Origin of the sequence: Pseudomonas sp. URIL14HWK12:I12 (assembly GCF_003097135.1) — a bacterium.
Taxonomy (GTDB): Bacteria; Pseudomonadota; Gammaproteobacteria; order Pseudomonadales; family Pseudomonadaceae; genus Aquipseudomonas.
The window spans coordinates 504,763-531,640 of sequence record NZ_QEQL01000003.1; the positions used below are offsets into that span (position 1 = coordinate 504,763).

The 26,878-nt window shown below is 64.4% G+C and carries 26 protein-coding genes; 6 read left to right on the plus strand and 20 right to left on the minus strand.

Annotation, left to right across the window (positions count from 1 at the left end; translation table 11 throughout):
• Positions 1-15: 15 nt before the first annotated feature.
• The 17 genes from F474_RS12385 to F474_RS12465 form a co-directional block, all read right to left on the minus strand.
• A complete protein-coding gene (locus tag F474_RS12385) occupies positions 16-1,173 on the minus strand; it encodes a glycosyltransferase family 4 protein (protein WP_097084697.1) in 1,158 nt (385 codons plus the stop codon).
• Positions 1,170-2,282, minus strand: coding sequence for a glycosyltransferase family 1 protein (locus F474_RS12390; RefSeq protein ID WP_097084698.1), 1,113 nt, complete (start codon positions 2,280-2,282; stop codon positions 1,170-1,172). The genes F474_RS12385 and F474_RS12390 overlap by 4 nt, the downstream gene beginning before the upstream one ends.
• A 4-nt stretch (positions 2,283-2,286) precedes the next feature.
• Positions 2,287-3,612 (minus strand): hypothetical protein, encoded by a 1,326-nt coding sequence (locus F474_RS12395; RefSeq protein ID WP_097084699.1) that lies wholly within the window; start codon positions 3,610-3,612, stop codon positions 2,287-2,289.
• Positions 3,599-4,909 carry a hypothetical protein gene (locus F474_RS12400; protein ID WP_125483379.1) on the minus strand — a complete coding sequence of 437 codons (1,311 nt, stop codon included), beginning with the start codon at positions 4,907-4,909 and terminating at the stop codon, positions 3,599-3,601. Before F474_RS12400 ends, F474_RS12395 begins: the two co-directional genes overlap by 14 nt.
• A complete protein-coding gene (locus F474_RS12405; protein WP_097084701.1) occupies positions 4,878-6,125 on the minus strand; it encodes a glycosyltransferase family 4 protein in 1,248 nt (415 codons plus the stop codon). The genes F474_RS12400 and F474_RS12405 overlap by 32 nt, the downstream gene beginning before the upstream one ends.
• Positions 6,122-7,123, minus strand: coding sequence for a glycosyltransferase (locus tag F474_RS12410; RefSeq protein ID WP_097084702.1), 1,002 nt, complete (start codon positions 7,121-7,123; stop codon positions 6,122-6,124). Before F474_RS12410 ends, F474_RS12405 begins: the two co-directional genes overlap by 4 nt.
• Before the next feature lie 12 nt (positions 7,124-7,135).
• Positions 7,136-7,621 carry a transcription termination/antitermination NusG family protein gene (locus tag F474_RS12415; protein ID WP_097084703.1) on the minus strand — a complete coding sequence of 162 codons (486 nt, stop codon included), beginning with the start codon at positions 7,619-7,621 and terminating at the stop codon, positions 7,136-7,138.
• Positions 7,622-7,650: 29 nt separating this feature from the next.
• A complete protein-coding gene (locus F474_RS12420; RefSeq protein WP_165830308.1) occupies positions 7,651-8,388 on the minus strand; it encodes a WbqC family protein in 738 nt (245 codons plus the stop codon).
• 16 nt (positions 8,389-8,404) lie between these two features.
• Complete coding sequence (locus F474_RS12425; RefSeq protein ID WP_097084705.1) at positions 8,405-10,612, minus strand: polysaccharide biosynthesis tyrosine autokinase; 2,208 nt, start codon at positions 10,610-10,612, stop codon at positions 8,405-8,407.
• The gene (locus F474_RS12430; RefSeq protein ID WP_097084706.1) at positions 10,609-11,064 is read right to left on the minus strand and encodes a low molecular weight protein-tyrosine-phosphatase; all 456 of its coding nucleotides are present in this window, start codon (positions 11,062-11,064) and stop codon (positions 10,609-10,611) included. The genes F474_RS12425 and F474_RS12430 overlap by 4 nt, the downstream gene beginning before the upstream one ends.
• A gap of 3 nt (positions 11,065-11,067) precedes the next feature.
• Entirely contained in the window at positions 11,068-11,997 is a 930-nt protein-coding gene (locus F474_RS12435; protein ID WP_097084707.1) for a glycosyltransferase, read from the minus strand.
• Positions 11,994-13,514, minus strand: coding sequence for a lipopolysaccharide biosynthesis protein (locus F474_RS12440; RefSeq protein ID WP_097084708.1), 1,521 nt, complete (start codon positions 13,512-13,514; stop codon positions 11,994-11,996). The genes F474_RS12435 and F474_RS12440 overlap by 4 nt, the downstream gene beginning before the upstream one ends.
• A gap of 22 nt (positions 13,515-13,536) precedes the next feature.
• Positions 13,537-14,646: a DegT/DnrJ/EryC1/StrS aminotransferase family protein gene (locus F474_RS12445; RefSeq protein ID WP_097084709.1), complete on the minus strand. Its 1,110-nt coding sequence runs from the start codon at positions 14,644-14,646 to the stop codon at positions 13,537-13,539.
• Positions 14,647-14,713: 67 nt separating this feature from the next.
• Complete coding sequence (locus F474_RS12450) at positions 14,714-15,487, minus strand: hypothetical protein (protein ID WP_097084710.1); 774 nt, start codon at positions 15,485-15,487, stop codon at positions 14,714-14,716.
• A 623-nt stretch (positions 15,488-16,110) separates the two neighbouring features.
• Complete coding sequence (locus tag F474_RS12455; protein WP_097084787.1) at positions 16,111-16,905, minus strand: carbon-nitrogen hydrolase family protein; 795 nt, start codon at positions 16,903-16,905, stop codon at positions 16,111-16,113.
• Between the two features lie 64 nt (positions 16,906-16,969).
• Positions 16,970-18,652: an NAD(P)/FAD-dependent oxidoreductase gene (locus tag F474_RS12460; protein ID WP_097084711.1), complete on the minus strand. Its 1,683-nt coding sequence runs from the start codon at positions 18,650-18,652 to the stop codon at positions 16,970-16,972.
• Positions 18,653-18,794: 142 nt separating this feature from the next.
• Positions 18,795-19,253, minus strand: coding sequence for an Lrp/AsnC family transcriptional regulator (locus tag F474_RS12465; RefSeq protein WP_097084712.1), 459 nt, complete (start codon positions 19,251-19,253; stop codon positions 18,795-18,797).
• Between the two features lie 236 nt (positions 19,254-19,489).
• On the opposite strand from F474_RS12465, the gene F474_RS12470 reads away from it, so the two are divergent.
• Positions 19,490-20,911, plus strand: coding sequence for a DUF2723 domain-containing protein (locus F474_RS12470; RefSeq protein ID WP_097084713.1), 1,422 nt, complete (start codon positions 19,490-19,492; stop codon positions 20,909-20,911).
• A gap of 12 nt (positions 20,912-20,923) precedes the next feature.
• Here the strand turns inward: F474_RS12470 and F474_RS12475 are convergent, their stop codons facing one another.
• Both F474_RS12475 and F474_RS12480 read right to left on the minus strand, forming a co-directional pair.
• Entirely contained in the window at positions 20,924-22,159 is a 1,236-nt protein-coding gene (locus F474_RS12475; RefSeq protein ID WP_097084714.1) for a TIGR03862 family flavoprotein, read from the minus strand.
• A gap of 160 nt (positions 22,160-22,319) precedes the next feature.
• Positions 22,320-23,231, minus strand: coding sequence for a histone deacetylase (locus F474_RS12480; protein WP_097084715.1), 912 nt, complete (start codon positions 23,229-23,231; stop codon positions 22,320-22,322).
• A gap of 70 nt (positions 23,232-23,301) precedes the next feature.
• On the opposite strand from F474_RS12480, the gene F474_RS12485 reads away from it, so the two are divergent.
• From F474_RS12485 to F474_RS12495, 3 genes are read left to right on the plus strand one after another with little or no spacing between them, the layout of a single operon-like run.
• The gene (locus F474_RS12485) at positions 23,302-23,907 is read left to right on the plus strand and encodes a GNAT family N-acetyltransferase (protein ID WP_097084716.1); all 606 of its coding nucleotides are present in this window, start codon (positions 23,302-23,304) and stop codon (positions 23,905-23,907) included.
• Positions 23,904-24,773 carry an acyl-CoA thioesterase II gene (gene tesB, locus F474_RS12490; protein WP_097084717.1) on the plus strand — a complete coding sequence of 290 codons (870 nt, stop codon included), beginning with the start codon at positions 23,904-23,906 and terminating at the stop codon, positions 24,771-24,773. Before F474_RS12485 ends, tesB begins: the two co-directional genes overlap by 4 nt.
• On the plus strand, positions 24,770-25,360 hold the full coding sequence (locus F474_RS12495; protein ID WP_097084718.1) for an HAD family hydrolase: 591 nt from the start codon (positions 24,770-24,772) through the stop codon (positions 25,358-25,360). The genes tesB and F474_RS12495 overlap by 4 nt, the downstream gene beginning before the upstream one ends.
• A gap of 9 nt (positions 25,361-25,369) precedes the next feature.
• Here F474_RS12495 and plsY read toward each other — a convergent pair whose 3' ends face one another.
• On the minus strand, positions 25,370-25,939 hold the full coding sequence (gene plsY / locus F474_RS12500; RefSeq protein ID WP_097084719.1) for a glycerol-3-phosphate 1-O-acyltransferase PlsY: 570 nt from the start codon (positions 25,937-25,939) through the stop codon (positions 25,370-25,372).
• 74 nt (positions 25,940-26,013) lie between these two features.
• Between plsY and folB the strand changes: the two genes are divergently transcribed.
• Together folB and folK are read left to right on the plus strand one after the other, a co-directional pair.
• Positions 26,014-26,370 (plus strand): dihydroneopterin aldolase, encoded by a 357-nt coding sequence (folB, locus tag F474_RS12505; protein WP_097084720.1) that lies wholly within the window; start codon positions 26,014-26,016, stop codon positions 26,368-26,370.
• Positions 26,361-26,867, plus strand: coding sequence for a 2-amino-4-hydroxy-6-hydroxymethyldihydropteridine diphosphokinase (gene folK, locus F474_RS12510; protein WP_097084721.1), 507 nt, complete (start codon positions 26,361-26,363; stop codon positions 26,865-26,867). The genes folB and folK overlap by 10 nt, the downstream gene beginning before the upstream one ends.
• The last annotated feature ends 11 nt before the right edge of the window (positions 26,868-26,878 follow it).

The following is a 26,878-nucleotide window of genomic DNA, read 5'->3' on the forward strand; positions in this document are numbered from 1 at the left end:
TGCTGTTCAAGAGGGTCAGGCCGATGCCGCAGCCAGGCGCAGGGCCGGCTGCTCGGCGGTAAGGCCCAGATGCTGGTCCACCAGATGGCGAAGCTGGTGCTCGAAATGCCGCTCGGAGAAACGCTCGGCGTTGTCGCGGCAGGCCTGGGCGGTGATGCGGGCGTGTTCGCGCTCGAAGCGTTGAACGGCTGCGGCCAGCGCCGTTGCGCTTTGTTCCCTATAGAGCACGCCGGTCGGGTTTTCCTGTTCCAGCCCGCGCACGGTTTCCAGCACACCGCCGCGGCCGAAGGCGATCACCGGGGTGCCGCAGGCCTGCGCCTCCACCGGGCTGATACCGAAGTCTTCTTCGGCGGCAAACACGAAACCCTTGGCGTTTTGCAGGTGCTCACGCAGCACGTCGAAGGGTTGTTGGCCCAGCAACGTGACGTTGGACCCTGCCGCCTTGCGTACCTTGTCCATCTCCGGGCCGTCGCCGATCACTACCAGGCGCTTGTCGGGCATCTTCGCGAAGGCTTCGACGATCATTGGCACCTTCTTGTAAGGCACCATGCGCTGGGCGGTGACGTAGTAGTCCTGCTTCTGTGGCTGCAGGGTGAAGCCTCGCGTGTCCACTGGTGGGTAGATCACCTGGGCCTCACGCCGGTAGGCCTTTTCGATGCGCCGGGCGATGAACTGCGAGTTGGCAACAAAACAATCCACCGCAGGCGCCGTGCGTTGGTCCCACAGGCGCATGTAGTGCAGCACCATGCGTGCCACCGCCCCTTTGAGCCCCTTGGCCATGCCGCTCTCGTTGAGGTATTGGTGCTGCAGGTCCCAGGCGTAGCGGATCGGCGAGTGCACGTAGCTGATGTGCAACGTATCGGGGCCGGTGAGCACGCCTTTTGCCACCGCATGGCTGCTGGAAATCACCAGGTCATAGCCGGACAGGTCCAGTTGCTCTATCGCCAGCGGCATCAGCGGCAGGTAACGCTGGTAGTGGGTGCGAGCCTTGGGCAAGCGCTGGATGAACGTAGTGGTGGCGCGCTTGCCGCCCAGCCGGGCGCGGTCCTGGTCGCTTAAAAAGTCGATGACCGCGAACAGGTCGGCCTGCGGCCACAGGGCAAGGATCGAGGCCAGTACCCGTTCGGCGCCAGCGTAAGTGACCAGCCAGTCATGAACGACGGCGATTTTCATGCGATCTCCTTGGCCGCAGCCGGGTGAACGTTGGAATGGAGTGCCTTGCCCGGCTGCCCGAGCAAGGTGTCGAGGTGGTCGCTGATGCGCTGGGCCGAGGTTTGCCAGCTGAACCGTGCCACGTTATGCCGGCCCAGTTGGCGCAGGTGTTGGCCGATGCGGGGGTCTTCCAGCACCAGGCGCATGGCACCGGTCATCTGTTGGGTGTCCAGAGGGTCGAAATACAGCGCGCTTTCCTGCAACACCTCGGGGATGGACGCGGCGTTGGCCGCCAGCACCGGGCAATCGCACGCTTGGGCTTCCAGCGGCGGAATGCCAAAGCCTTCATAGAGGGAGGGGAACAGAAACGCACTGGCGCTCTGGTACTGGGCGATCAGCTCGGCGTCGCTCAGGCGGCCGAGGAAACGGATGCGGGTATCGCCCTTGGCCTGCTGGGCGAGGCTGTCGTCGGCAAAGATGCCGTTGGCGCCACCGACGATCCGCAATTGCACGTCGTCGTGGCCCTCCAGCGCCAGGAAAGCCTGGATCAACCGGGCAAAGTTCTTGTGGGCGCTGGGGGAAGACACCGCCAACAGGTAGCGCGTGGTGGCAGCCGACGGCTCGGCGGGCCTGAAGCTGCCTGCCACCGCATTGGGCACTACCAGAATGCGCTCGGTGGGGTAGTGGTAGAACTGGCTGATTTCACGGCGCGAGAACTGGCTGACGGTGATCAGCCCCCGGGCGCTGCGCAGCATCAATGGGGTCATCCAGCGGTAGGCCAGGCGAAAGGCACGGCTGTAGCTTTCCGGGTGGCGCACGTAGGTGATGTCGTGGTGTGTGGCCAACTGGTTGCGGTAGAACAACGGCGCAGTGGCGCCCAGCGAGAGCAGCAACGGGTGGCCATGGCTGGCCAGGTACCGTGGCAGGTCCCATTGTTCCCAGCGGTGGCCGCCATGGCTGCCGATCACTTCGGCGCCCAACGCTGCGGCCGAGGCCTGCATGCGGATGCCGGGCGGGCAGACGAACCGCAGGTCACTGCGCAGTTCGCGCAGGGCCAGGCAGATCTGCTCGGCGAAGCGCTGCACGCCGCGCAGCTCCTGGGTCAGAAAACGAGCATTGACGATGATCATCGTGTCAGTCCTGCGCAGCGTCGAAAGGCAGACCACGGGCATCGCCCAGGTCGATCACAAGCGGGAAACCGGTCAACGGCACGCTCGCCTGGCAGCGGCCGGCGGTGCATTCCCATTGGCTGGCAATGGGGCGGTAGCCCTGTTCGGGCGTGGCAAGGTCCAGGGCTTTGAGCGGCCCGGGTTGGCCGCCCTCTACGCGCACCGTGAGTGAGGTGTCGGAGCCGTCGGCCCAGACTGCCAGCCGTTGATGGCCGCCCTCGCTCAGCAGCACGGCCCAAGGCCCGCCCAGCAGGCTGCCAGCGGCTTCGAATTGGCCGCCCGCTACCTGCGGGGCGATGGCCTTGAGCACGTTGAAGGCGGGCTTGGGCGAAAGGTCAGGGTTGAGCAAGCCGAAGTGGTGCTCCTGCTCGGCCGGGTCGGTGCCATCGTCGATCAGGTCGTACCACCACATGCCCTTTATCGCCGGCAGCGTGCGAGCCAGCAAGAAACTGCGCGCCAGAAACGCCGCCTGAGTGCTTTGGCTGACCCCGCACGGGTGTCTGTCGCCTGTGCTGTGCCAGCCCATCTCGGTGAGGTACAGCGGCACCGGCTTGCCAGCCTCGGCGTCGAAGCGCGCCGACAGCTTGCGCAACCAGCCGATCCAGTGCTCGGGCTTGTAGCCGTTGTCGGATTTCTCACAGTGCACATAGGGGTGCAGCGACAGGCCGTCAGCATGGTTCATCACCCCGCCTTGCAGCAGGCGATCGGCGAAACCTGCCTTGATGCCTTCGGCGGTGATCGCCCCGGCCAGTACCTTGGCCTCCGGCGCTTGGGCGCGCACCACCGGGGCGGCCAGCTCAACCAGCTTGAGGTAACTCTTGCTGTCGCCTTCCAGGCCAAAGCGCGGCTTGGCGATGTCCCATTCGTTGTAGATTTCCCAATAGTCGACCCGGCCTTTCAACTGCTGGGTCACGAAGGCGGTATAGCCCAGAAACCCACCGCGTACGCTCTCGAACGCCGGCTTGGCGTTGTTGTTGTAGGCGCTGTTGCCGTAGCCAAGAATCAGCACGGTGCTCATCCCCAACGGCTGTAGGGCGTTCAGGTAGCGGCCCCACGCCGGGGGTACGCCCAATTGGTTTTTCTGGCGCTCCACATGGCCCCACCAGGCATCGTCGCGCACCGAGCCGATCCCGGCTTCGTGCGCCTTGGCCAGTGCCGGGCGTACATCGGTCTCGGCGTTGAGCAAGTGGGTGCCCACGCCCACGATGAAAGCAGGGGCTTGGGCCTGGGCGTGCGCACACCAGGCCACGCACAGGGCCGCGCTCAAGGCGCGCCAGTCAAATGCGCCCATGGCCGGCCTCCCGTGCGGTAACAGGCAAGGGGGCCGCTGCAGGCATCGCCGAGCGCAACAGCACATGCGACACGGCCATGCCCAGGAACAGGTTGCTCAGCGACAACTCGAGCACGTCGGTGGTCCAGCTCACCAGCACATTGCAAAAGGTGATGGTCAGGTACGCCACGGCTGCCGGTGCGCGCTTGCGCAGCAGCTCAAGCATCAGCGGCAGCACCGCCACGTACAGCGCGATGCCCGCCAGGCCGAAGGCCGCCCACAGGTACAGCACGGTGTTGTCGCAGATCGCCGGGCCGCTGGCGCCGTACACCGGAAACAGCGAAACGCTGCTGCCGACCAGGCCAAAACCTGCGCCAAACAGCGACCAGTCCAGCCCCAGTTCACTCATTTGCTGATAAACGTTGGGCCAGGTGTTCACCAGGCGGTCGTAGAACGAGGCCAGCACCGAGGTGCCGTGGGCCTGAAGCGGGTCGAAGTCGAGGGTGAGCCCCATCACCGGCAGGGCCACGCCGATGCCCACGACCACGCACAGCGCCAGCCGGCTGAGCAGTGGTGCGCGTAGCAGCGGCAGCAATAGCAGGGTGAAGAAGAATGCCGCGGCCGTGGACTTGTTGGTGGTCATGTAGACCGCGCCCAGGCTGGCGCCGAACAGCACCGCGAGCTTGAGCCAGGAGCGGGTCCAGGCGCTCAGGTACAGCGCCATGATGGCGATGATCATCGCCGCCATGGTCGATTGACGCGTGAAGCCAGCCAGGCGGTCGTCATCGCCGGTGGTCCAGGCGGTGTTGCCCTTGAGCTCGGTGTCGCCGAGGTTGTAGCTGTAGCCCTTCCACGGCACCACCGAGTAGCGGTCCAGCAGCAGGCCGAGGATCGACGCCAGCAGGCACAGCCCGATGACCCAGGCCAGCAGGCGCTTGCGGTGCTCCAGGTGCACCCCGCAGACCATACCGAACAGCAACGGGCTGTACATGAACAGGCTGAACAGCACGTTCTCCGGCGCCGCCCCGTGCAGCATCGCCAGCACGCTGGATGCGGCCAGGCCCAGCAGCGCGACCCAGAAGGTGCGGCTGACCTTTACCCGGAGCAGCTCCAGGGCGAACATCGTCGAGCACAGTGCTTTGGGCAGGTACATCAACGGCGCCAGGTGTGCCTGGTCCAGGTAGTAGCGCAGTGCCCCGGAAAAGGTTTCGGTCACGATCAGGCTGATGGCGGTCCACACCATCAATGTCGAGACGTGCACGCTCAGCCACGGCCGGGCTGCCGGCTTAGAGGCTGCGTAGGGCAAGGTCATTGTCATGGCGTGGGCTTCGTTGTTCGAGAACCTTTCGGAAGAGTTGCTGGTATTGCTCGAGCATTGCGTCCTGGTCCTGGAAGCGCTCGACGCTGGCGCGGGCCTGGCTGGCCAGACGGTCGCGCAGCATCGGCGCCTGCCACAGCCGGCGCATGGCCTGGCCGAGGCTTGCCGGGTCATCGGGGTCGCAGATCAGGCCGTTGATGCCATCGCGAATGATCTCCGGCAGGCCACCGCGCTGGCTGGCAATCACCGGCAGCGCATGGCTGCAAGCCTCCACCGCCACCAGGCCGAACGGCTCGTTCCAGATCGAGGGCACCACCGCGACGTCGATCTGGCGGTAGAAGGTGTCGGCCGACTGGTAGCCGAGGAACTGGATGTTCGGCGCGCCGTCTGCCAGGGCATGCAATTCGCGTTCGTAATCCTGCTGGCCCCGGCCGGCAATGCTCAGGGTTGCCGGGAAGGGCAACTGGCGGAACTGCTGGATCAGCCAGCGCAGGCCTTTCTGCTCCGACAGCGTGCCGATGAAGCCGAAACGCAGCGGCTGGCCCAGTTCTCGTGGGGCCTCGGCGCCCAGGCCCAACCAGTCATCGGCCGGCGGCGTGGCGCTGTAGATCACCTGGGCGTGGGCACCGCGGAAATAACGCTGGCTACGCAGGCGCTCAAGCAGGTAATTGCTCACGCCTACCACCGCATCGACCTTGGCCGAGCGCTCGGCGTGGCCCTGGCGGAAGCTTCGGCACAGCGCACAGGGGGCAGCGCAAGGGCTCTGCTTCTTGAACATGTTGCTGCCCGGGCACATCAGGTACAGGTCATGCAGCACCTGCACCACCGGCAACCCGGCTTTGTGCACCTGGTCCCACGCCGCGACCGACCAGCCGGCCAGGTTATGGCACACCACCAGCTCAACGGCTTCTCGCTCGATAACCTCCGCGATGAAGCGGTTCATGCCGCTGTTGTAGCGGTCGCGCAGGTGCCAGCCCAGGCGGGCGAGCGCCCCGGGGCGCTGTTCGCTGTAATGCCAGTAGGTGTTGAGCAGGCCGGCACGGTACACCTTGACGCCACGCACCTCGGTGATCGCCAGGCCCGGCTGCGGCCCGGTGGCCAGCACCACTACCTCATCGCCACGGGCTTGCAGGCCCTCGACGGTGCGCTGCAGCACCACCTCGGCACCGCCGCCCACATGGGGGGAATACAGGCTGCTCAGGAACAGGATCTTCATAGCGCAAAGGCCTTGTGAACACCCAGGCGCCCGGCTTCGCCGTCGCGCATGGCTTGCTCGATCAGTTGCAGGCGAGGGCCGGTGCCCTGGCGGCGCGCCACCTGGCGCAACAGGAACAGGAACAGCCCGCGGTTGAGGCGATACAGCCAGCGCTGGCCGGCCCAGACATGCTTGTCGAACCAGGCCTGGTTGCGCGCGGTGTAGTAGGCGCGCAGGTCGGAGCCACCGAGCAGGAAAGTCTCGTAGATGTTGCGGGTGCGCGCCTTGGTGTTCCACGACTCTTCCTGGTCGTCGAGCAGGGCGCCGGTCACCAGGGTGATCTGCCCACCCTGTGCGGTGATGCGCCAGGTGTACTCGGTGTCATCGGCGTACAGCACCATTTCCGAGCGCGGCAGGCCGATCTTGCGGTAGAGGCTGGCATGGGCCAGCAGGCCGCCGTAGGTGGTGAAGGGCAGGCGTACCTGGGGGGCCGGCACGGCTTTGGGCTGTGGGCGGCCGAACGGCAACCGGCGCCAGATCTTGTAGGGCAGTTGCAGGATGTGAAAGCCAAAGCAGCTCGAGCGCCACTGCACGGCGAAGGCCCGAGGCACGCCGGCGGCGAAGTCGGCCTGATGGCCGGGGCGGAAACCGATCACCGCAGCGTTTTCCAGGCCAAGCTGTGCCTGGCGCTCGGCCAGGCACTGGTGCAGGCGCTCGATGCTGCCGCTGGTGGGCGCGTTGTCGTCGTCCATCAGCCAGATGTGCTCGGCTCCGGCGTTCAAGGCCGCTTCGATGCCCACCCGGTAGCCATGGGCGGAGCCGGTGTTTTCAGCCAGCGGCACGACTTCGACCTGGCCGGGCCATTGCCGGGCCAGGCTGGGCAGGTCGGCGGTGGCCGCGTTGCTGACCACGATCACGCGGTCGATGAAGGGGCTCTGCAGTGAGCGTTCGATCAGGGTGCGCAGGTAGGCCGCGCGGTCGCCGTAGGTCAGGGTCACCAGAGTGGTTCGGGCATTCATGCTGGGGTCCTTTCAGCAGGCGGTAGCGAGGCGAGTGAGGCGCTCGCGCGGTAGGCTTACGCGCTGCTGGCGTTGCAGCAGGTTGAGCAGGATCATCGCGCGCTGGTCGCCGTCGTTGCACAGGAAGATCGCCTGCAGCTCCCCGCTACCGGCCTGCACCCGCACGGGCTCGCCTGCACGCAGTGGCGGCTGCCCGGCCAGGCGCTGGCGTACTTGCTCGACCAGCGCTTCAGGTACCGCGCACGGTGCCGGGCCGAATGCCACGACTCGGGCCACACCCCGGGTCGAGCGAATCGGGAACCAGCTGTCGGTGGGCGCCATGCGCAGGAACAGGTAACCGGGGAACAACGCCTGCTCGGCGCCCTTGGCGTCTGCCTTCACCGGGCGGTAGCACTCCAGGTGCTGGCGCCGCAGATGTTCCTCGGCACGTGCTTCTTGGCGGGCCTTGGTCTGGATGAGGTACCACTGGGGCTCGGCAAAGCGGGTGAAGGCATTCATGGTCGCGATCCTCTGCAACGTAATGGGCGTCAAGCCACGTAGCCGGTGGCGGCGCGGGCCGGCACGCGGGTGAAATCAGGCAGCCAGGCGCGGATGCGCTCAGCCGGGTTGAACATCAGCACGTCGATGATCGACAGGCTCGGCACAAAGGGTTCGCGCAATTGGGGGTAAACCACCGGGTTCATGCGGTGAAATTCCAGGCTCATGCCGGCGGCTGCGAAGTAGTCGGGGTCGTACAGGTCCAGGCCGCCGATGGGGTTCAGGTAATGGCTGCCGCCCACGCATTGCAGCGTACGGATCACCCGGTGCTGTTTGTCGGTGACCGCGCCCACGGGCAGGGCCGAGGCCACCACGATCGGCGTGTCGATCTGCAGGTAGGCGCACAGCCCGCGCAGTGTGTGACCCAGGTAGCGCGCCAGGTTTTGCTGAGGGTGCAGCAACAGCGGTTCGAGCAGCGCAATAACCTGTTTGCAGTAGGGCGCGCGGGCGTAATGCAGGCCCAGCGTGCGCAGCAATTTGCCCATGGCCGCCTCGGCGTCGCCGGCCAACTCGCGTTGGTTGATCGCCAGGCCGTGGGGCGCCTTTCTCAAGGGCAGGCTGATGATTTGAGGCTCGCCGTTGCACAGGATGCGGTTGCGGTTGATCCAGCCGTCTTTGACGTACTGCAGGTCATCGCCCAGCACGAACACGTCGGCAGCGGCGATCAGCTGAAAGTACCCTAGGTAGGGGAACCAATAGGGCTGCATCATCGCGACGGTATGGGTCATGGCCTGGGCTCCTTGCTCAGCGTTTGCGCGGTGAATAGTCATAGCCGTAGGCCGCGGTGTCGTACGCGGCGGTGCGGGCCTTGCGCTGCACGGCGTTGAAAATCGCGCCCTTGACCAATACGCCGTTCTGCTCCAGGCGGCGCTTGGAGGTTTCGATTTCCTTCTCGGTGCTCTGGCCGAAGCGCGCCACCAGCAGGGTGGTGCCGGCCTGGCGGCCGACCAGCGCGGCGTCGGTGACGGCCATGATGGGCGGGGTGTCGATCAGCACCAGGTCGTAGCGCGGCGCCAGTTCGCGCAGCAGCTTGTTGAAGTTGTCGTGCATCAGCAGCTCGGAGGGGTTGGGCGCCGCGTAGCCACAGCCGATCAGTTGCAAGTTGTCGATGCCGCTGTCGTTGATGACCTGGGCATTGGCCGCTCGCGCCGCCAGGGCGTCGGACAGGCCCAGCTCAGGCTGCAGGCCGAAGGTCTTGGCCAAGTAGCCTTTGCGCATGTCGGCGTCGATCAACAGCACGCGCTTGCCGGCTTGCGCCATGATCACGGCGAGGTTGCCGCACACGAACGATTTGCCCACGCCCGGCGTGGGGCTGGTGATCATCAGGACGTTGTTGCGCGCTTCCATCATCGCGAAGTGCAGGCTGGTGCGCAGGCTGCGCAGCGACTCGACCGCCAGCTCGGCAGGCTCGGCCACGCTCAACAGGCGCGAGCCTTCGGCCTGGCGCTGTTTCTTCAAGCGCTCCTGGTGGCGCGACAGCGGCAGCGAGGCGTACACCGGCATGCCGAGGTTTTCGATGGTTTCGGGGTTTTCCACGCCGCGGTAGAAGGCCTGGCGCAGGAACACCACAGTCACTGCCAGCAGGCCGCCGAGCAGCGCGGCCAGGGCCACGATCAGCGCGCGCATCGGCTTGACCGGCTGCTCGATGTTGCTGTCGGCCTTGTCGATGATGCGCACGTTACCGATGTTGCCGGCGCGGATGATGTCCTGCTCCTGGGCCTTGTTCAGCAACAAGGTGTAGGTCTGGGTGGTGACCTGCATGTCACGGGTCAGGCGCAGCAGCTCTTGCTGGGTCTGCGGCAGGCCCTTGATGCGCTGCTGCAAAGCGGCCTTCTGGCCTTCGAGCTGGCTGATCTGCTGGCTCAGGGCGATGGAAGCCGGATGTTGGCGGGTGTAGAGGCGGTCCATGTCGGCACGCTTGAGGCGCAGCTCCGACAGCTGGTTGTCGTAGTTGACCACTTGGTCGAGCACCGAGCGGGTTTCCAGGGTGATGTCCACCGACTTGCTCTTGCTCTGGTAGTCGTTCAGGGCTTTTTCGGAAGTTTCCAGCTGCTGGCGCACCAGCGGCAGCTGCGAGCGCAGGAATTCCAAGCGCTGGGCGGCTTCGGCCGAGCTGCGTTCGACGTTCTGGCGCATATAAAGCTGGCTCACCTCGTCGAGCACAGCGATGGCCTTGGCCGGGTCGGTGTCCTGGATCGACAGGTAGACGATGCCAGAATCCTTGCCAGACTCCGCAATCTTCAACCGGCTCTGGTATTCCAGGGCCGTGGCCAGGTTGCGATTGCGGGTGAGGTAGAACTCGGTGCCGGGGCGTGCGTGCAGCTCCGCCACTTGCAGTTGCACACCGTTGTCGTCGAGCTCTTCACCCACTGCCCCGTGCAGCAACGTGTTGCCGTCCTTGTCGCGCAGGGTGAAGGTCGAGTCGCTACCGGCCACCAGCACCAGGCGTTGGCCGATGAGATTTTCCGGCACGTTCAGCGAATACACATCCAGCTTCTCGCCGCCCCAGGCATAGCTGCCCAGGCCCAGCAGCGCCGGGGCCACGGTCTGCCCCGCCTCAGGGGTGAAGCGGCGGGCGTACCAGTGGCCGAAGCCGGGGAAGTAGTGAGGGGTTACCACGACGTCGAGCTTGAGGTCTTCGACCACCTTGGTCAGCACGGCACGCGATTTGATCAGCTCGATTTCGGTGGTGGCTTCGGACACCGAATTGGGTTTGCCGCTGATCACTGGGGTGGCTTCGATGCCGATTTTCTTCGGCTCGATCTGGATCATGGCGTTGGCCTGGAACACGGGGGTAGCCGTGACCGCATAGAGAATGCCCAGCGCGGTGCAGGCGGCGACCATCGAGCCGATCAAGGCCTTGTGATCGACCAAGGTACGCAGCACGGTGGCGATGTCGATCCGGGTGTCCTGGTACAGCTCCAGGCCTGAGCGGTTGATAGCAGCGGTCATGGGTGTTGCTCCTGGGTGGTCAGGTAGGGCAGCCAGTCGTCGACACAGCGCGACAGGTGCTCGAAGGTGTGTTGGAAGGCCTTGCGCGGCTTGCGAAAAGGATCGGCGATCTGCAGATCGTTCTGCCATTTGCCGATCAGGAACGCCTTGCCGCGCACGTGTGGCGCCAGGCGCTGCACCTGCGCGATCTGTTGGTTTTCCATCAGCAGCACCAGCTCAGCCCAGCGCAGCATGTCGGCGGTCACCTGGCAGCCCCGATGTGCCTGAATGTCCAGCCGGGCCTCGGCCAGCACGGCCTGGGCATGAGGGTCGGCAGGCACACCCACGCAGGCTTGCAGCCCGGCGGAAGCGACCTCCACCGGCTGGCCGGCCAAGCGCTGGCGCAGCAGGGCTTGCGCCATCGGGCTACGGCAGATGTTGCCTACGCACAGCACCAGCACTCGACTGAACATGGCTCAGCTCCCTGCGGCGCGCAGGTTCAGGCGCCGGCACAGGTTGCGGATGACGTTACGTAGCATCAGCCCGACGGCAAGCAGCTTCTGCCCCGGTGAGATGGCGGCCAGGGACAGGCCGAAGACCTGCACCAGATAGTGTTCGTAGAGCAGCTGGTCACCCTGGTGGTGGTAGTAGTTGGCCAGTGCCATATGGGTTTGCAGCGACATGTGGATCTTTCGCTTGTTCGAGCGCATCGAGAAGATCCCGCCGTCATGGCGGCGGTAGCCTCCGGGCTGGATGCTCTCCATGAACTTGCCCTTGCCGTGGCTACCCAGCAGTGACCACCAGCACAGGTCAAGCATGGGTGCGTGCTCCAGCTCCTTGGGCAGCACGCCCAGCACGTTGCGAAAAACAGCGGTCAGGGTGGAAATGCGCCGGCCCTTGAGCAGGTCCATGCCGGTGGCGTCGCAACGCTGCGCCTTGCTGATCTGCAGGCCGTGGGTGCCGTGCTGGTCGACGACCAGGGCGTCGTGGTAGGTCAACACGTAGTCAGGGTTGGCCTCCAGAAAGTCGACCTGTTGCTGCAGCTTGGTCGGGTCGCACCAGAAGTCGTCGCCGTCGCAATAGGCGATGTAGCGGCCTCGGGCCATATTGAACAGCGCCGGGAAGCAATATTTGCCTTGCTGGTATTGGTTCTGCTCGTGGAATACCGGGCGGATCAGGTTCGGATAACGCAACGCGTATTCGGCGATGATCTCGGCGGTGCCGTCGTGAGAGGCGTCGTCGTTGATCAGGATTTCAAACGGGAAATCGGTTTGCTGGCTCAGGAAGCTGTCCAGGGTGTGGGCGATCCAGGCGCGTTGGTTATAGGCCGGGCACGTGATGCTCACCACCGGCTCGCGCGCCTGGCCCCAGGCGAGCATGATCTGCTGCTCGGTTCTGATGCTCATCGTTCTACGCTCGGCTTGTTCAGAATAAGTAGAAGGCGCGCCGTCATGGCGCGGTCGCTGGCCAGCACCAGTGCCAGGGTGATTGCGCCGCACAGGCCCAGGCCCAACAGCGAGCTCAAGCGGCCGCCTGCGATCGCTTGGTACAGCGGCTGGGTGATCAACAGGCCCAAGGCTGTTACCGCGCTGATACGCAGAATGTCGCCCAGCCAATGGCGGTGGATGCTGGGTGCCAGGCGGCTGTGCACCACGTGCGGCCAGATGGCGAACGACACCAGACGCAGGATGAACCAGGCCAGTGCCGCGCCCAGCGCACCATGGCGCTCGACCGCCAGCAACATCACCGGCACGGTGATCGCCGCAGAGATCAGGCTGTACCAGACGTGCAGGCGGATGCGACCGTGGGCGTACTGGAGGTGATACTGGAACGCACTGGCGGCCATGATTGCCGCGCCCAGTGCGTACCACAGCAGGATCGGCGCCCCCCAGGCGGCGGCCTGGGCATCGCCGCTCCAGGCCAGCAGCAGGTCGTAGGCGTGTACGCCCATTACGGCGGCGAGGGGAAACAGCAAGGTGCAGGTGAAGCGGCTGGCACCCAGGTAGAGCTGCTGCATGTCCTGATCGCGGGCTTGGGCCTTGAGCATGGTCATGCGCGGCAGCAGGGTTTGCACCAGTGGGTTGATCAGCATCAGGATGCCGTTGGTCATCAGCGCCACCAGCGAGAAGTAGCCGTAATGCGACAACGACAGCTGCTCGGAAAGCAGCATCTTGTCGAGCTGCGTGAGCACGATCCACAGCACCGAGGTGAACGACACGCTGGCGGCGAAGGGCACGATCGGCCCTACCAGGCTCCAGTTGAAGCCACTCAGGCGCGACGGTGCAGGCAACCGGGCATAGGCTTGGGAGGCGAAGATCGCCACTTCCACCAGCGCCACGGCGAACTGGAATTCGAAGAACACCAGTGCGTCCTTGGAGATGAACGCCACCAGCACCAGGCCGCCGAAATAACGCACGGTGGCGATGAGCACGTTGGCGCCATTGAGCCAGGCGTGCATCTCAAGGCCTTGCAGCCCGCTCTTGTAGAGCGTCGCATACAAGCGCAAGCCGACCATCGCGCCCATCAGCGTGATGCACTGCATCAGGGTGGTGGTGCTCAGCGCCTGGGCGTTGAGCCAATGCGCGGCGATCCAGCCGCTGCCTTGCCATACCGCCAGCAGCGTGCCGACGGTGAGCGGCAGGAACACGATCTCGAACGAGCGCAGCAGCCAACCCGCGTCGCGCAGGCCACCCCCGGCCTGGCCACGGTGGTGGGCGATTTGCCGTACCAGCGACGCCGACAGGCCCACATCCAGCAATTGCAGCCACGACTGCATGACTGTGAAGAACCCCACCAGGCCGTAGACCTCGGCCCCCAGGTGGCCCAGGTAGAACGGCATGATCAGAACGCCCACCAGCAGTGCGTATGCCTGGCCGGCGTAGCTCAAGGTGGTGTTGTGAACAAGCGAAAGCTTTCGGCTCATGGGGTTCTCGAAAGGGGAAGTCTTAACGGGCGCCGATGAACGACGGCACGCTGATCGGGGCATGGCTGCGCAGCAGGGTGGAGACCACCAGGCGCTGCACCTCTTTGCTCAGGCCCGGATAGATCGGCAGGCACAGCACGCGCTCGGCGAGGTCCCGTGATACCGGTTGGGCGGCCTGAGGTTGCAGGTAGGCCAAGGTGTCGAGCGACGGGTAGAAATAACGCCTGGGGTTGATGCCTTGCTCCTGCAACGCCGCACGCGCGGCGAGCATGCTGGAGTGGTCGGGCAAGGCGATCGGGAAATAGCTGTGGTTCAACTGCGCACCGGGTGTGGGCAGTTGCAGTTGCAGGTGATCGCACAGCGCGCGCTGGTAGTAATCGGCAATCTCCTCGCGCTGGGCCAGGATGCTTTCGATGTCGTCCAGCACGCACAGGCCCATGGCCGCACAGAATTCGTTGAGCTTGGCATTGATGCCCAGCCCCTCGATGGTCTCGTAATCGGCGATGCCGAAGTTGCTCATCAGGCGGATACGCTCGGCCAGGTCGTCGTCCTGGGTCACGATGGCGCCGCCTTCGATCGTGTGGAACAACTTGGTGGCGTGGAAGCTCAGGGTGGTGGCGTGGCCGTGGTTGAGCACCGATTCGCCGCGGTAACCGGTCGCGAAGGCATGGGCGCCGTCGTAGATCACTTTCAGCGAGTGCTTGCGGGCGACCTTGCCGATGGCTTCGGTGGCGCAGGGGTTGCCGAACACATGGGTGGCCACGATCGCCTGGGTGTCTTCACGCAGCGCCGCCTCGATGTGCGCCGGGGCAAGGTTCCAGGTGGCGGGGTCGATGTCGGCAAACACCGGTGCAATGCCTTCCCAGGCCAGGGTGCTGCTGGTGGCCACGAAGCTGAACGGGGTGGTCACCGCTGAGCCTTCGATGCCCAGTGCGCGATAGGCCAGTTGCAGGGCCAGGGTGCCGTTGCTCACCAGCACGATGTTGCGTACACCCAGGTAATCCTTGAGCCGTTCCTCCAGCTCGCAGCACAGCGGGCCGCGGTTGGTGAGCCAGCGGCTGCGATACAGGCCGTCCACGTAGCTTTTGAATTTCTCGGGGTTGCCCATATAGGACTGGGTTACGTTGATCATGCAGCTCTCCCTGCGCAAGCCATGCGCGTGTCTGGACGTCGTCGATCCGGGATGTGGGTGCGTGGTATCAGGTGTGGGCGGTCTTGCCGGCACGGGCGCTGGCCCGGCGAGCGCGGCCCTGGTTCAGGCGCAGGATCCAGCGTGTCAGGCCGCTGCCGGCGTGGGGGTCGGCGTAGTGGAACAGCGCTGTGGCGCGCCGGGCATCGGCCGCGCAAGGCTGGTTGGCATGCAACGAGCGATAGCCCCAGAACAGGTAGGCATTGCCTGGCACCATCGGCAGCAGCTGGGGCTTGAGCCAGCCTCGGTCGATGGCCAGGCACAGCAGCTTGCGCGCCACACGGTTCTGCAACAGGGCCTTTTCGATCACGTTCAACAGCACATTTGCGCGCACGCCCCGGCTATTGGGGAACAGCACCAGGTCACCGCGTTGCTGGCCTTGAGTGGGGATGTGAATGGGCAGCAGCAGGGTGATCAGCGTCGCATCGTAGTGAAAGGCATTGGACTCCTTGCGCCCGCTGCCGCCCTGCACACAGCGCAGCACGGGGAAGATCCGCGAGTCGGCCGCCGCTTTGCCGGCGCCTGCCTGGTGCAGGCGCGCCAGGGAGCGCTCCAGGCCATCGGCTTGGGCAAGTTCCGCCAAGGGGCTGCCGGCCAGGACGTCGAGGCCGTGATAGGCGAAGTATTGTTTGCCATGGCGCTGGGCCTGCGCATCGACATAGCCGCGCAGGCGCACTAACTGTTCTGGGCTGACAGCACCTTCAATCACGGCGTGGCCATGCTGGTCCATGTCTTGTACCAGGCGGCGCGCCAGAGAGGGGTCAATATCGAGTAAGAGCGACATGGCAATCCGTTCCTTGGTTGAAAGTTCGACTTTCGTTAATGACGCCGTGGCGTATCTGCCTGCGTGTAATCGGCGTGCCTCGATAACTTGCAACTTGAAGTTGCTTTCTGGCGGCAACAGCGTGCCCTGCTCACCTCGCTGTAAGACAGCAAGGCAAGTTTCTCTCTGGTTAATAGCGCTTCATCCTGGCCAATCAGCGTCAGGTAATCGAAGGCGGTCAGGCGGCAGGCGCTCGCCGAGGTATTGAGTGTTTCATTGGGTGGATGCCCCGGTCTTTGCCGCGAGTCGAGCGCATTTATCGACGCCCGCAGGGGTGGTGTCAAACGCTTTCGTCAAAAAAGCATGCAAATTTTCACGCTAAGAGTCTTTGACTGGTTATGTATATGTTTAATAAGGAAAAATAGGTTTTATAGAGGATTTTTCCGGGGTTTTCCCGATGCTGGCCACTAAATAGTGGCACCGATGGGCTGGAAACCCCCGCCGGCATTGGCTTGAGGGCCACACCCCGGCCTTTAGCGGGCAAGACTTTGCGGCATGCGGCGACGTTTACTTGGCTGAAGAGGGTGCCAATATTTCGACATTTTGTGGCAGGCGCAGTGTATGTGCCAAAAAAATGCTGTTATCTACCCCTGGGGCTGGGTAACAAACACTCGCAGATCCTGTAGGTAAGGGTTTTCCCGCCGAGATTTTGTCAGCTCAGCGCGGTCCAGCGTTACCACTAGCAGCGTGCTCTCACTGGCAGGGGCCTCTGCCCGGCTGCCAGACGGCCCATTGACGCTGCTCAAACCGCAGTAGGCCAACTCGCCTTCTTGGCCAATGTAATTGGCATAAGCGACAAAGCACTGACTCTCCCAAGCACGCGCGCGCACGGTGACCTGAGCAATGAACTCGAAGCCGGCCATGTTGGCCGTAGGCACCAGCACCAGCTCTGCGCCGGCCTGAGCCAGGCGGCGAGTGCCTTCGGGGAACTCGATGTCGTAGCAGATCTGCAGCCCGACCGGCCAACCGGCCAGGGTCGCCACGCGCTCGCTCGCGTCGCCTTCATCGAACTGCTGGCGATCGAGCGCGCCGAACAACTGCCGTTTACGGTAATTGAGCAGCGGCTGCCCGTGGGCGTCGATCAGCTGAGCGCTGTTGAACACCTGTTCGCCTTTGCCTTTTTCTGGGTACCCGTAACACAGCGCAATGCCCAGGTGCCGGGCGATGGCCGCGACCCGCCTGGCAGTCGGCCCATCGGCCGGCTCGGCGAGCCGCGCCACTGCTTCGGCGCCAATGTTGTAGCCGGTGGTGAACATCTCAGGCAGCACCAACACTGCTGCCCCTTGCTCGGCGGCCAGGGCAGCCTGGGCCTCCAGCCGGGCCAGGTTGCCGGCGACGTCCAGCGGCAGGGGCTGGCACTGATAGAGGGCGATGCGCAAGTTTTCGGGTGAGTTCAAGAGCCGCTCCTATGGGAAACCCTGTGACGTGCCGCGCGCGGGGTGCTTAGTCTGGCAACGCCACCGGCCCAAGCTCTGCGAACACATCCCCCGGCCCTGGGTTCTCGGCCGGGGTTGTGCCACCGAAGTGCGCCATGATGCCCCATACGGCGTTGAGGGAAGTTTGCACCGCCCCTTCGACCCAGGCTGGCGTCCAGGATACATCGTCGCCTGCCAGGAAAATGCCTTTGTGAGCTTGCGGGAAATCCTGTTGCATGAAATGCGCGTACATCCGCTGGTTATAGCGGTAATGGCCGGGCAGGGCACCTTTAAAAGCGCCCAGGAAGTAGGGGTCGGCTTCCCAGGAAACGGTGATCGGGTCACCGATGATGTGGCTGGCGATGTCTACCTTCGGGTAGATCTTCTTCAATGCGTCGAGCGCCAATTTCACCCGTTTCTCCACCGGGTAGGGCAGCACCTTGAGTGCGTCGCTCATCCAGGCGTAGGAGAGGCAGATCACCCCCGGCTTGCCGGGGCCGTGATCGAACAGGTAGGTGCCGCGGGTGAGGCGGTCGGTGAGGGTCATGCTCATCACGTCGCGGCCGGTTTCCGGGTCTTTGTCTTTCCAGAACGGCCGGTCGACCATCACGAAGGTCTTGGCCGATTGCATGTAGCGGGTTCGGTCCAGTGCCATCCACAGTTTTTGCGAAAACAATGACTCGTCACAGTCGATCTGGGTGGTCAGCAGCCAGCTCTGGCAGGTGACCAGCACCGCCGGGAAGCTGCGTTCGCTGCCCCACACGTCAGTGATGCGTACCTGGCCATCGGCTTCACGGCGGATGCGCGCCACGCCCGGCCGGCTGGCGCCGCTGTGCAGGCTGCTCAGGCTGGTGCCGGCCGGCCAGTGGGCGCACTGCTCCGGCGCGTGGCGCCACAGGCCGGTAGGCACTTGCTCGACACCGCCAACCACCAGGTGCTGGTGATCGTCGCAGTTGGTCATCACCACGCGGAAGATTTCCAACATGGAATTGGGAAAGTCCGAGTCCCAGCCGCCGGTGCCGAAGCCCACTTGGCCGAATATCTCGCGGTGCTGAAAACTCAGGCTGGCAAAGGAGCGCGAGGTTGCGACGAAGTCGTAGAAGGTGCGGTCGTCCCACAGCGGCACCAGCTCGTTCCACAGCGCCTTGAGGCGCGCGGGGTCGCGCTCGCGGATCGCCTGCTGGATGCCGCTGAAGTGCGCCCGTTCCTCGAGTGCATCGGCCCAGGCGTCGGCGACTTCCTGAAAGATCGCGGGCAGGTCCTTGAGGGTTTCGGCATACCAGGTCTGCCCCTCCAGGTCGATGACCGTACTGCCGGACGCCCCGGTCAAGGGGTTGGGGAAGGGTTGGGTGCTCAGGCCCAGCTTATCGACGTAATGCCAGAAGGCGGTAGAGGAGGCCGGGAAGCGCATGCCGCCCAGTTCGGCAACGATGCCTTCAGCTGCTTCGAAAGGTTGCGAGCGCAGGCGCCCGCCCAGGCGTGAGGCCTCGTACACCACAGGCTTGAGGCCCAGTTTCATCAGCTCGTAGGCCGCTACCAACCCAGCGATGCCGCCGCCGACGATGGCCACTTCCTTGCCATGGTGCTCGGCCGGGATGTGCCCCAGCCCTGCGGGATGCTCCAGCCATTGATCGAAGGCAAACGGAAAATCCGGGCCGAACAAGGTAATGGGTTGTTGCGAACCTTCGGGGTGGCGGCTGGTTTTGAGCATGGGGACCTCGCGCTGGCCAGGATGAGCACAGGAAAACACCTGGCCATTCTAGGCAACGCAAAGCACGTTATTAAGACGAAAATTGCAGCGGTTCGCTCGTTTTAATGAGCAAAATGGCGAACTATTAAAACGATTCGACGAATCAGACCCCGCCTCGGTCTATTTTGGTGCTGAGAATGATGGACGTCGTGGTTTTCTCGACCCCTTCGATATGGCCAATGGCATCGAGCAGCCCATCAAGCTGCTCAGGCGATTCGCTGCGCAGCCAGGCCACGTAATCGAACTCACCACTGACGGCGCACAGTTGCAGCACCTGATTCATACCCTCCAGCTGGCGCAGCACTTCCTTGCCACTGCGAGGCTGCACGGTGATGCCCACATAGGCCTGCAGGCTGCCTTCCATTGCTTTACGCCCCAACCGCACGCCATAGCCGGCAATTGCCCCATTGCGTTCAAGGCGGGCCAGGCGCGAGGTGACCGTCGTGCGGGCGATGCCCAGCTTGCGTGCCAAGGTTGCAACGCTTTCGCGGGCATTGAGCTGAAGGGCTGCGATGAGTTGGCGGTCGGTGGAGTCGAGGGTCGCGAGGCTGGAGTCGTTCATCTATAAACCGATATAGCAGTGTGCCGCCTATCTTAGAGAAGTCTTTCTATAGTGTCACGGTTAACACGGTGTAGAACTTTTGACGTGGCCGATGAGCGGTCATTGCATAACTTGCGATTCTGGCGTCAAGCCAATGGCGAGTGACAAAGTGTGAATTGATATTATTAAAAATAATGTTTATTCATTACCGGTATATTGACCTGGATTAATTCATTATGCCTTGGAGTATGGCCGGAATGGGTCATTGCGACGTCGAATTGTCCAGCAAGCGCTGGGCGGCTTTGCTATTGGTACTGGCGTGCAGTACAAGTTTCTGGGCCAGTAGCGGCTCTGTTCAATGGATGGACAACGGGCAATTTCTTGCACAAGCCGCCGACCCGGCCAGCGCCGACCCTTCATTGCATCCACTGTTCCAGTGGCTGATGAGCTGGGCATGGGCGGTAGGTGGAGCACCCCTAGCCGGTGCAGCCAATGCCTGGCTATTGCTGCCTTATGCGGCCGCGACCGGCTGGTTGGCCCGGGGCCTGGGCTTGGGGCCGGCGGGCGCCTTGGCGGCCAGCGCCGCGACGGTATTGGCCCATGGGGTGTTCTGGCAAGCGACCAAGGCCAGCCCGGTTTTATTGCTGGGTTTGTGCACCACCCTGGCCTGGGCTGTGCACTGCGATCGGTCTCTACGCTTGGCGGGCCTTGGCCGCCTATGGGCCATCGGCGCCTTGGGTGGCCTCGCGCTGAGCGTGCACCCGCTGGCCCTGCTGCTGCTCGCGCCGCTGGGCGGGCCACTGTGGCAACTGCATCGCGCCAAACTCCTGCTGATCGTACCGGCAGTTGTGCTGGGCAGCGTCGCTGCCTGGCCAGCGGTGCTGGAGGATTTCAATGCAGGGCTATCTGCCGAAGCAGTGCTGCGGCATTACCTGACCGGCTTCTCGGCACTGGAGCCGGACAGCGGCCGCGAAGCCGCATTGCTGCGTTGGGACTTGGTGTGGCATGAAAAAAACTCAGTGATGTTGCTGATGCTGTCGCTCATCGGCCCGCAATTGGCGGGGGTTCTATGGCGGCCGGCGGGCAGTGACGCCCGCGCGCTGTGGTATGCGCTTTGGCTGGGGCTGCTGGCGAGCGTTTCGTTCAACGTGTTCGACCGATTCTGCTATTTCGTGCCCTGCGTGGGTATGGCTGCGGCGCTGGGAGTGCTCAACCTGCAGGCCCGGCTGGCGGCGGGGCGGCTCGCCCGGGGTGCCTTCAATGCGTCGCTGGTGGCAGGGCCGGTGTTGCTTTTGACGATGTGGGGCCTTTATGCACAAGGCCTGCTGCACCTGCCCACTCACAAAGAGAGCCTGCCCTACCGAGACGACATCCACTACCTGATGGTGCCGTGGCTGCCAGACCGTTCCGCCGCTGCCTTTGCCCATCATTACGAAAGCGCGGCGCCGGCCGGTGCGTTGATCCTCTCCGATGAAACGCCCTTGGGTGCGCTACGCTCGGCCCAGGCGGCTGGGCTGCTGCAGGGGCGACAATTCGAGCCGTGCGCCAATGCCGGTGACATCGGCATGTTCGTGAGGGGCCCCGGTGCCTACCTGCCGCGTACCAGCTACTGTGAGCGGATCGTAGAGCGCTATCGGCTGAACAAGCGGGTAGTGGGCTACCAGTTGGAGCCTCGTTGACGCGCCGTCGAGTCAGCAGGCATCGGCCATGTAGGCCAGCATGCCTTGCGCTGCCTGGCGGCCACTGGCGAAACACGCGGTAAGCAGGTAGCCGCCGGTCGGGGCTTCCCAGTCGAGCATCTCACCGGCGCAGAATACCCCGGGTAGCGCGCGCAGCATCAGGCCGTCGGTCAGGCCTTCCCGGCAGACGCCGCCGGCGCTGCTGATCGCCTCTTCCACCGGCCTGGCACGCACCAAGGGGCAGGGCAACGCTTTGATCGCCTGGGCCAGGCGTGCGGGGTCTTCGAAGGTGCCTTTGCTCAGTTGCTCGTGCAGCAGCGCGGCCTTGGCACCGTCCAGGCGCAGTTGGCTGTGCAGGTGCTTGGCCATGCTGCGGCTGCCCCGTGGTTTTTCCAAGGCAGCGCGCACCTTGCCCAGCGGTTGTTGCGGCAGCAGGTCGATCAACAGCGGCGCATGCCCGTGCTGCTCGATGGCACGACGCAGGCTGGCCGACAGTGCGTAGACGAGGCTGCCCTCCAGGCCCTGTTCGGTGAGGATCGCCTCACCGCTGTGCATCGGCTGCCCAGGCAGCCCCATGGCGATGTTTTTCAACGGGCTGCCAGCGAATTTGCGCTTGAGCAGCTCGCTCCAGCCATCGACTTCGAAGCCGCAATTGGCCGGGCGCAACGCAGCCACGGGCACACCACGTTGTGCAAGCCATGGTTGCCAGGCGCCGTCGGAGCCCAACCTTGGCCAGCTGGCCCCGCCCAGCGCCAGCAAAGTCGCAGGAGGGATGAGCCGAAGCTCGCCCAGCGGGCTGTCGAGCATCAGCCGCCCCTGTTCATCCCAGCCGCGCCAGCGGTGGCGGGTATGAATCTGCACCCCCTGCTCGCGCAGCCGCGCGACCCATGCGCGCAGCAATGGTGCTGCCTTCATATCGGTGGGGAATACTCGGCCGGAGCTACCGATGAAGGTGGCCAGGCCCAGACCTTCGACCCAGCTGCGCAGGGCCTGGGCGTCGAAGCCCTCCAGCCAGTCGGCAGCCCAGCCGGCCTGCTCGTAGTAACGGCCGACGAACGAGCGCTTGGCTTCGCTGTGGGTAATGTTCATTCCGCCCACGCCTGCCAGCAGGAACTTGCGCCCCACCGACGGCATGGCGTCGTACAACGCAACCGCTTGCCCGGCCTGGCTCAAGACCTCGGCAGCCATCAGCCCGGACGGGCCTGCGCCGATGATGGCGATGGGGGAGGGGTTGGGGCGGGTGGGCATGGCAGGCTTCACTGGCTTGAAAGGCGCGCAGTTTAACCGAGCGGCCCACTCGGGTCATTGGCCAAAAAACGAACAGTGCTCTGGCGGCCCTGTGGATAAAGGGGCCGGTGGCTTTTCACAGAGGTTATCCACAGGCACCTCCACAGCGGATGGGGGTAACTTATGGGTTTTGCCAGACCTTCATCGCGGTGTGGTGAAGAATCCCGTGCCGCCGCGCCAACGCATGGCGGTCCTTGCTGTAACCGCCGCCGATCACGCCCATTACCGGTATGTTGCGGCCCAGGCAGCGGCGCAGCACGGTTTCATCACGTCGGGCCAGGCCTTGATCAGTCAGGCACAGGTAGCCCAGCGCATCGTCCTGGTGCACGTCGACACCTGCGTCGTAAAGCACCAGGTCCGGCTGATAGAGCGGCAGCAGATAATCAAGGGCGTCTTCCACCACTTTGAGGTAGCCGTCATCGGCCATGCCGCGCGGTAGTGGAATGTCCCAATCGCTATGGGCCTTGCGGGCTGGAAAGTTCTGCTCGCAATGGAGGGAGACGGTGACCGCGTCAGGTGTGTCTTCGAGAATGCGAGCGGTGCCGTCGCCTTGGTGCACGTCGCAATCGAAAATCAATACACGCCCAACTTTGCCGGCTTCCAGCAGATACCGGCTGACCACCGCCAGGTCGTTGAAGATACAGAAGCCGGCCGGGTAATCGTAATGGGCGTGGTGCGTGCCGCCGGCCAGGTGGCACGCCAGGCCGTGGGCGAGGGCCTGCTCGGCGGCCAGTAACGAACCACCGACCGCGCGCACCGTGCGCCGGGCCAGCGCCTCGCTCCACGGCAAGCCGAGGCGGCGTTGATCTTCCCTAGGCAACTCGCCGGCCATGTAGCGCTCTATATAAGCGCGGTCATGAGCCAGCGCGAGGATGTCCGGCGGGCACAGTGCCGGGCGCAGCAATTGGTCGCTGCGCGCGACCCCGGTTTCGACCAGGTGATCGTGCAGCAGCCGAAATTTCTCCATCGGGAACCGGTGGCCGGCGGGAAAGTCTGGGCTGTAGTCTTCGTGGTAGATCAGCGGCAACGGCATGTGGGCGGCCTTGAAAAACGAGCCCCTATCTTGCCACCCCCTTAGCGCTTTGATGAACGAGGAATGATCGATGACGCCGATCCTGGAGCTGAGAAGCCCACGGTTGCGGTTGCGCCAGTGGCGCGACACCGACCTGGATGCGTTCTCGGCAATGTGCGCCGATGAACAGGTGATGCGCCATTTACCAGCACCCCTTAGCCGCCTGGAAAGCGCCGCGCTGATCGGGCGGATCCGCGGCCATTTCAATGAATATGGTTATGGCCTGTGGGCATTGGAGCACCACGACAGCGGCGCTTTCGTTGGCCTGACCGGCCTTGCGCATGTCAGCTTCGAGGCGCCGTTCGCGCCGGCGGTCGAGATCGGCTGGCGCCTGGCGCGTGAGCACTGGGGCTTGGGCTATGCCAGCGAAGCGGCAGTCGCCTGCCTGAGCGCGGCGTTCAGTACTCTGGAACTCGAAGAGGTGGTGAGTTTCACCGCGCAGAGCAATCTGCCGTCGGAGAAAGTCATGCAGGCCCTGGGTATGGCCCGTGACCAGGAAGGCGACTTCGACCACCCCGGCCTGCCTGAAGGCCATCACCTGCGACGCCATGTGCTGTACCGCATCAGCCGCGGGCAGTGGGGTGAAACCATGGGGTATGATGGCACCTTTTTACCGCTGCCTGGGAGTGCGCCATGAGCCAAGTGCTCGACGATCTCGTCCACCTGCTCAGCCTCGAAGCGATCGAGGAAAACCTGTTCCGTGGCAACAGCCAAGACCTGGGCTTTCGCCAGCTTTTCGGCGGCCAGGTGCTTGGCCAGTCGCTGTCTGCAGCCAGCCAGACAGTCGAGCCGGGCCGGCATGTGCATTCGCTGCACGGGTATTTCCTGCGCCCGGGCGATGCGGCGCTGCCGGTGGTGTACATGGTCGACCGCGTACGCGACGGTGGCAGCTTCACCACCCGCCGGGTCACGGCCGTGCAGAAAGGCAAGCAGATCTTCACCGCGTCCATGTCGTTCCAGGGCGATGAGCAGGGGCTCGAACACCAGACGGCCATGCCTCAGGTGCCGGGGCCGGAGAACCTGCCCACCGAGCTTGAGCTGATGCGTCAGCACGAGCATCTGATTCCGGCGCCGCTTCGCGACAAGCTGCTGTGTGCCAAACCCATCGAAATGCGCCCGGTGAGCGAGCGCGACCCTTACAACCCGACCCCGGGTGAGCCTGTAAAGTACATCTGGTTCCGCGCCGATGGGCGTTTGGCGCAGAACCCGGCGCTGCACCGTTGGATCCTGGCCTATGCCTCTGATTTCAACCTGCTGACGACCTCCCTCTTGCCGCATGCCAAGTCGGTGTGGCACCCCGATATGCAGATCGCCAGCCTCGACCACGCGCTGTGGTTTCACGGTAACGTGGCCGCAGACGACTGGCTGCTGTATGCCCTGGACAGCCCCTGGGCGGGCAATGCACGTGGCTTCAACCGAGGCAGCATCTACAACCGCGCCGGGCAACTGGTCGCCTCCTCGGCCCAGGAAGGGCTGATCCGCCACCGCAAGGATTGGGCATGAACCTGAAGGCGCAGCAACATTGGGTATTCGACATGGACGGTACCTTGACCGTCGCTGTGCATGATTTTGCGGCGATTCGCCAGGCGCTGGGGATCCCGGCCGAAGAAGATATCCTCGGCCACCTGGCAGCCTTGCCTGCCGAAGAAGCCGAACGCAAGCACGCCTGGTTGCTCGAGCACGAACGTGAGCTGGCCGTCGGTGCCCAGGCAGCCCCCGGTGCGGTGGCGCTGGTGCGCGCGCTGCACGCCCGTGGCTGCCGGCTGGCGGTGCTGACCCGCAACGCGCGCGAACTTGCACACATCACCCTGGCGGCCATTGGCGTGGACGATTGTTTCGATGTGGCCGACATCTATGGCCGCGATGAAGCAGCCCCCAAGCCCGACCCCGAAGGCCTGCACCTGATTGCCCGGCAATGGGGCGTGGCGCCGCGGGCACTGGTAATGGTCGGCGACTACCGCATCGACCTGGCCTGCGGCCGCGCAGCCACAGCTGGCACGGTGCTGGTCAACCTGCCTGAGAACCCCTGGCCGGACCTGGCCGATGCGCATTTCACCGATTGCGCGGCCATGCTTGAAGCGCTGAGCTGAAGCGCCGCTTCAGAAGTGCCGCTCGCGACCGGCGAACAGGTCGCGCAGATTGCCACGGTGGCGCCAGACGATCAGCAATGTGAGCACAGCCATTGGCAGCAGCGCGCCGGGGGCCTTCCAGGCCAGCAGCGGCAGTGTCAGCGGAGTGGCCAGCAGGGACGCCAGCGAGCTGGTGCGGCTCAGGTAGAACGCCAGCAGCCAGACGGCCATCGCCAGCAAAAGGGCCGGGGGGTAGAGTGCCAACAGCATCCCGGCGGCGGTGGCCACGCCCTTGCCGCCGCGGAAGCGGAAATACAGCGGAAACATATGCCCCAGCACCGCGCACAAACCGACCCAGGCCTGGCCCTGAAGCGACATCCCCAGGGCTTTGGCCAACAGCACCGGCACGAACCCTTTGGCCAGATCGCCGAACAATGTGAGAATGGCGAGCTTGCGCCCAGCCAGGCGCAGCATGTTGGTGGCGCCTGCGTTGCCGGAGCCGCTTTCGCGCGGGTCGGGCTTGCCGGCCAGGCGGCTCAGCACAATCGCGAACGAGACCGAACCAAGCAGGTAAGCGAGCAGAGCCAGCAACCAAGACATGTGGACTATTCCGGGCGGGGACGCCCCGATTCTAACGGCGCACCGCGCTGTTGTCGTGCAGTGGAGTGAAGTGTTTGGACAACGTGTTCATCGACGGCCTTGAAGTGGACACCGTCATCGGTGCCTACGACTGGGAGCGCAAGATCCGCCAGTGCCTGCGCCTGGACCTCACCTTCGGCTGGGACAATCGCCCGGCAGCGGCTGGCGACGACCTCGAAAAAGCCCTCGATTACGCCAAGGTCGCAGAGCGCGTTCAAGCGTTCGCCGACGCCTCGACGTTCATCCTGGTGGAAACGTTCGCCGAGCGCCTGGCTGAGGTGCTGATGAGCGAGTTCGGTATCCCGTGGCTGCGCCTGCGCCTGACCAAGCCCGGTGCTGTGCCGGCAGCGCGCGGTGGAGTGGGTGTGGAGATCGAGCGCGGATGCCGCTGACACGGGTTTACCTGGGCGTCGGTAGCAATATCGACCGCCATCGCCACATCGGTGCCGGGCTGGATGCGCTGGCGGGGTTTCTGACGCAGATGCAGTGCTCGCCGGTGTTCGAGAGCGAGCCGGTGGGCGTGCGCAGCGGGCCATTCTTCAACCTGGTGGTCACCGGCCTGACCGACCTTGGGCTGATGGAGCTGAGCCGTACGCTCAAATTCATCGAGGCGGACAACGGCCGTTATGCGCCCGACCGGGTCGGGCTGCCGTTGGATATCGACGTGCTGCTGTATGGCGAGAAAGTAGGCAATTTCGAGGGCCTGGTGTTACCGCGCGCCGAAATCCTCAAAAATGCCTTCGTGCTCTGGCCGCTCAGTTTGCTCGCCCCGGACCGGCTGCATCCGGTAGAGCAACGCAGCTTTGCTCAACTGTGGGAACAGGCCCGAATCGATCAGCGCTTGGTGCCGGCGCCCTTCGAGTGGCAGGGGCGGCAGCTGACGCCCTGAACCCAGGGCGT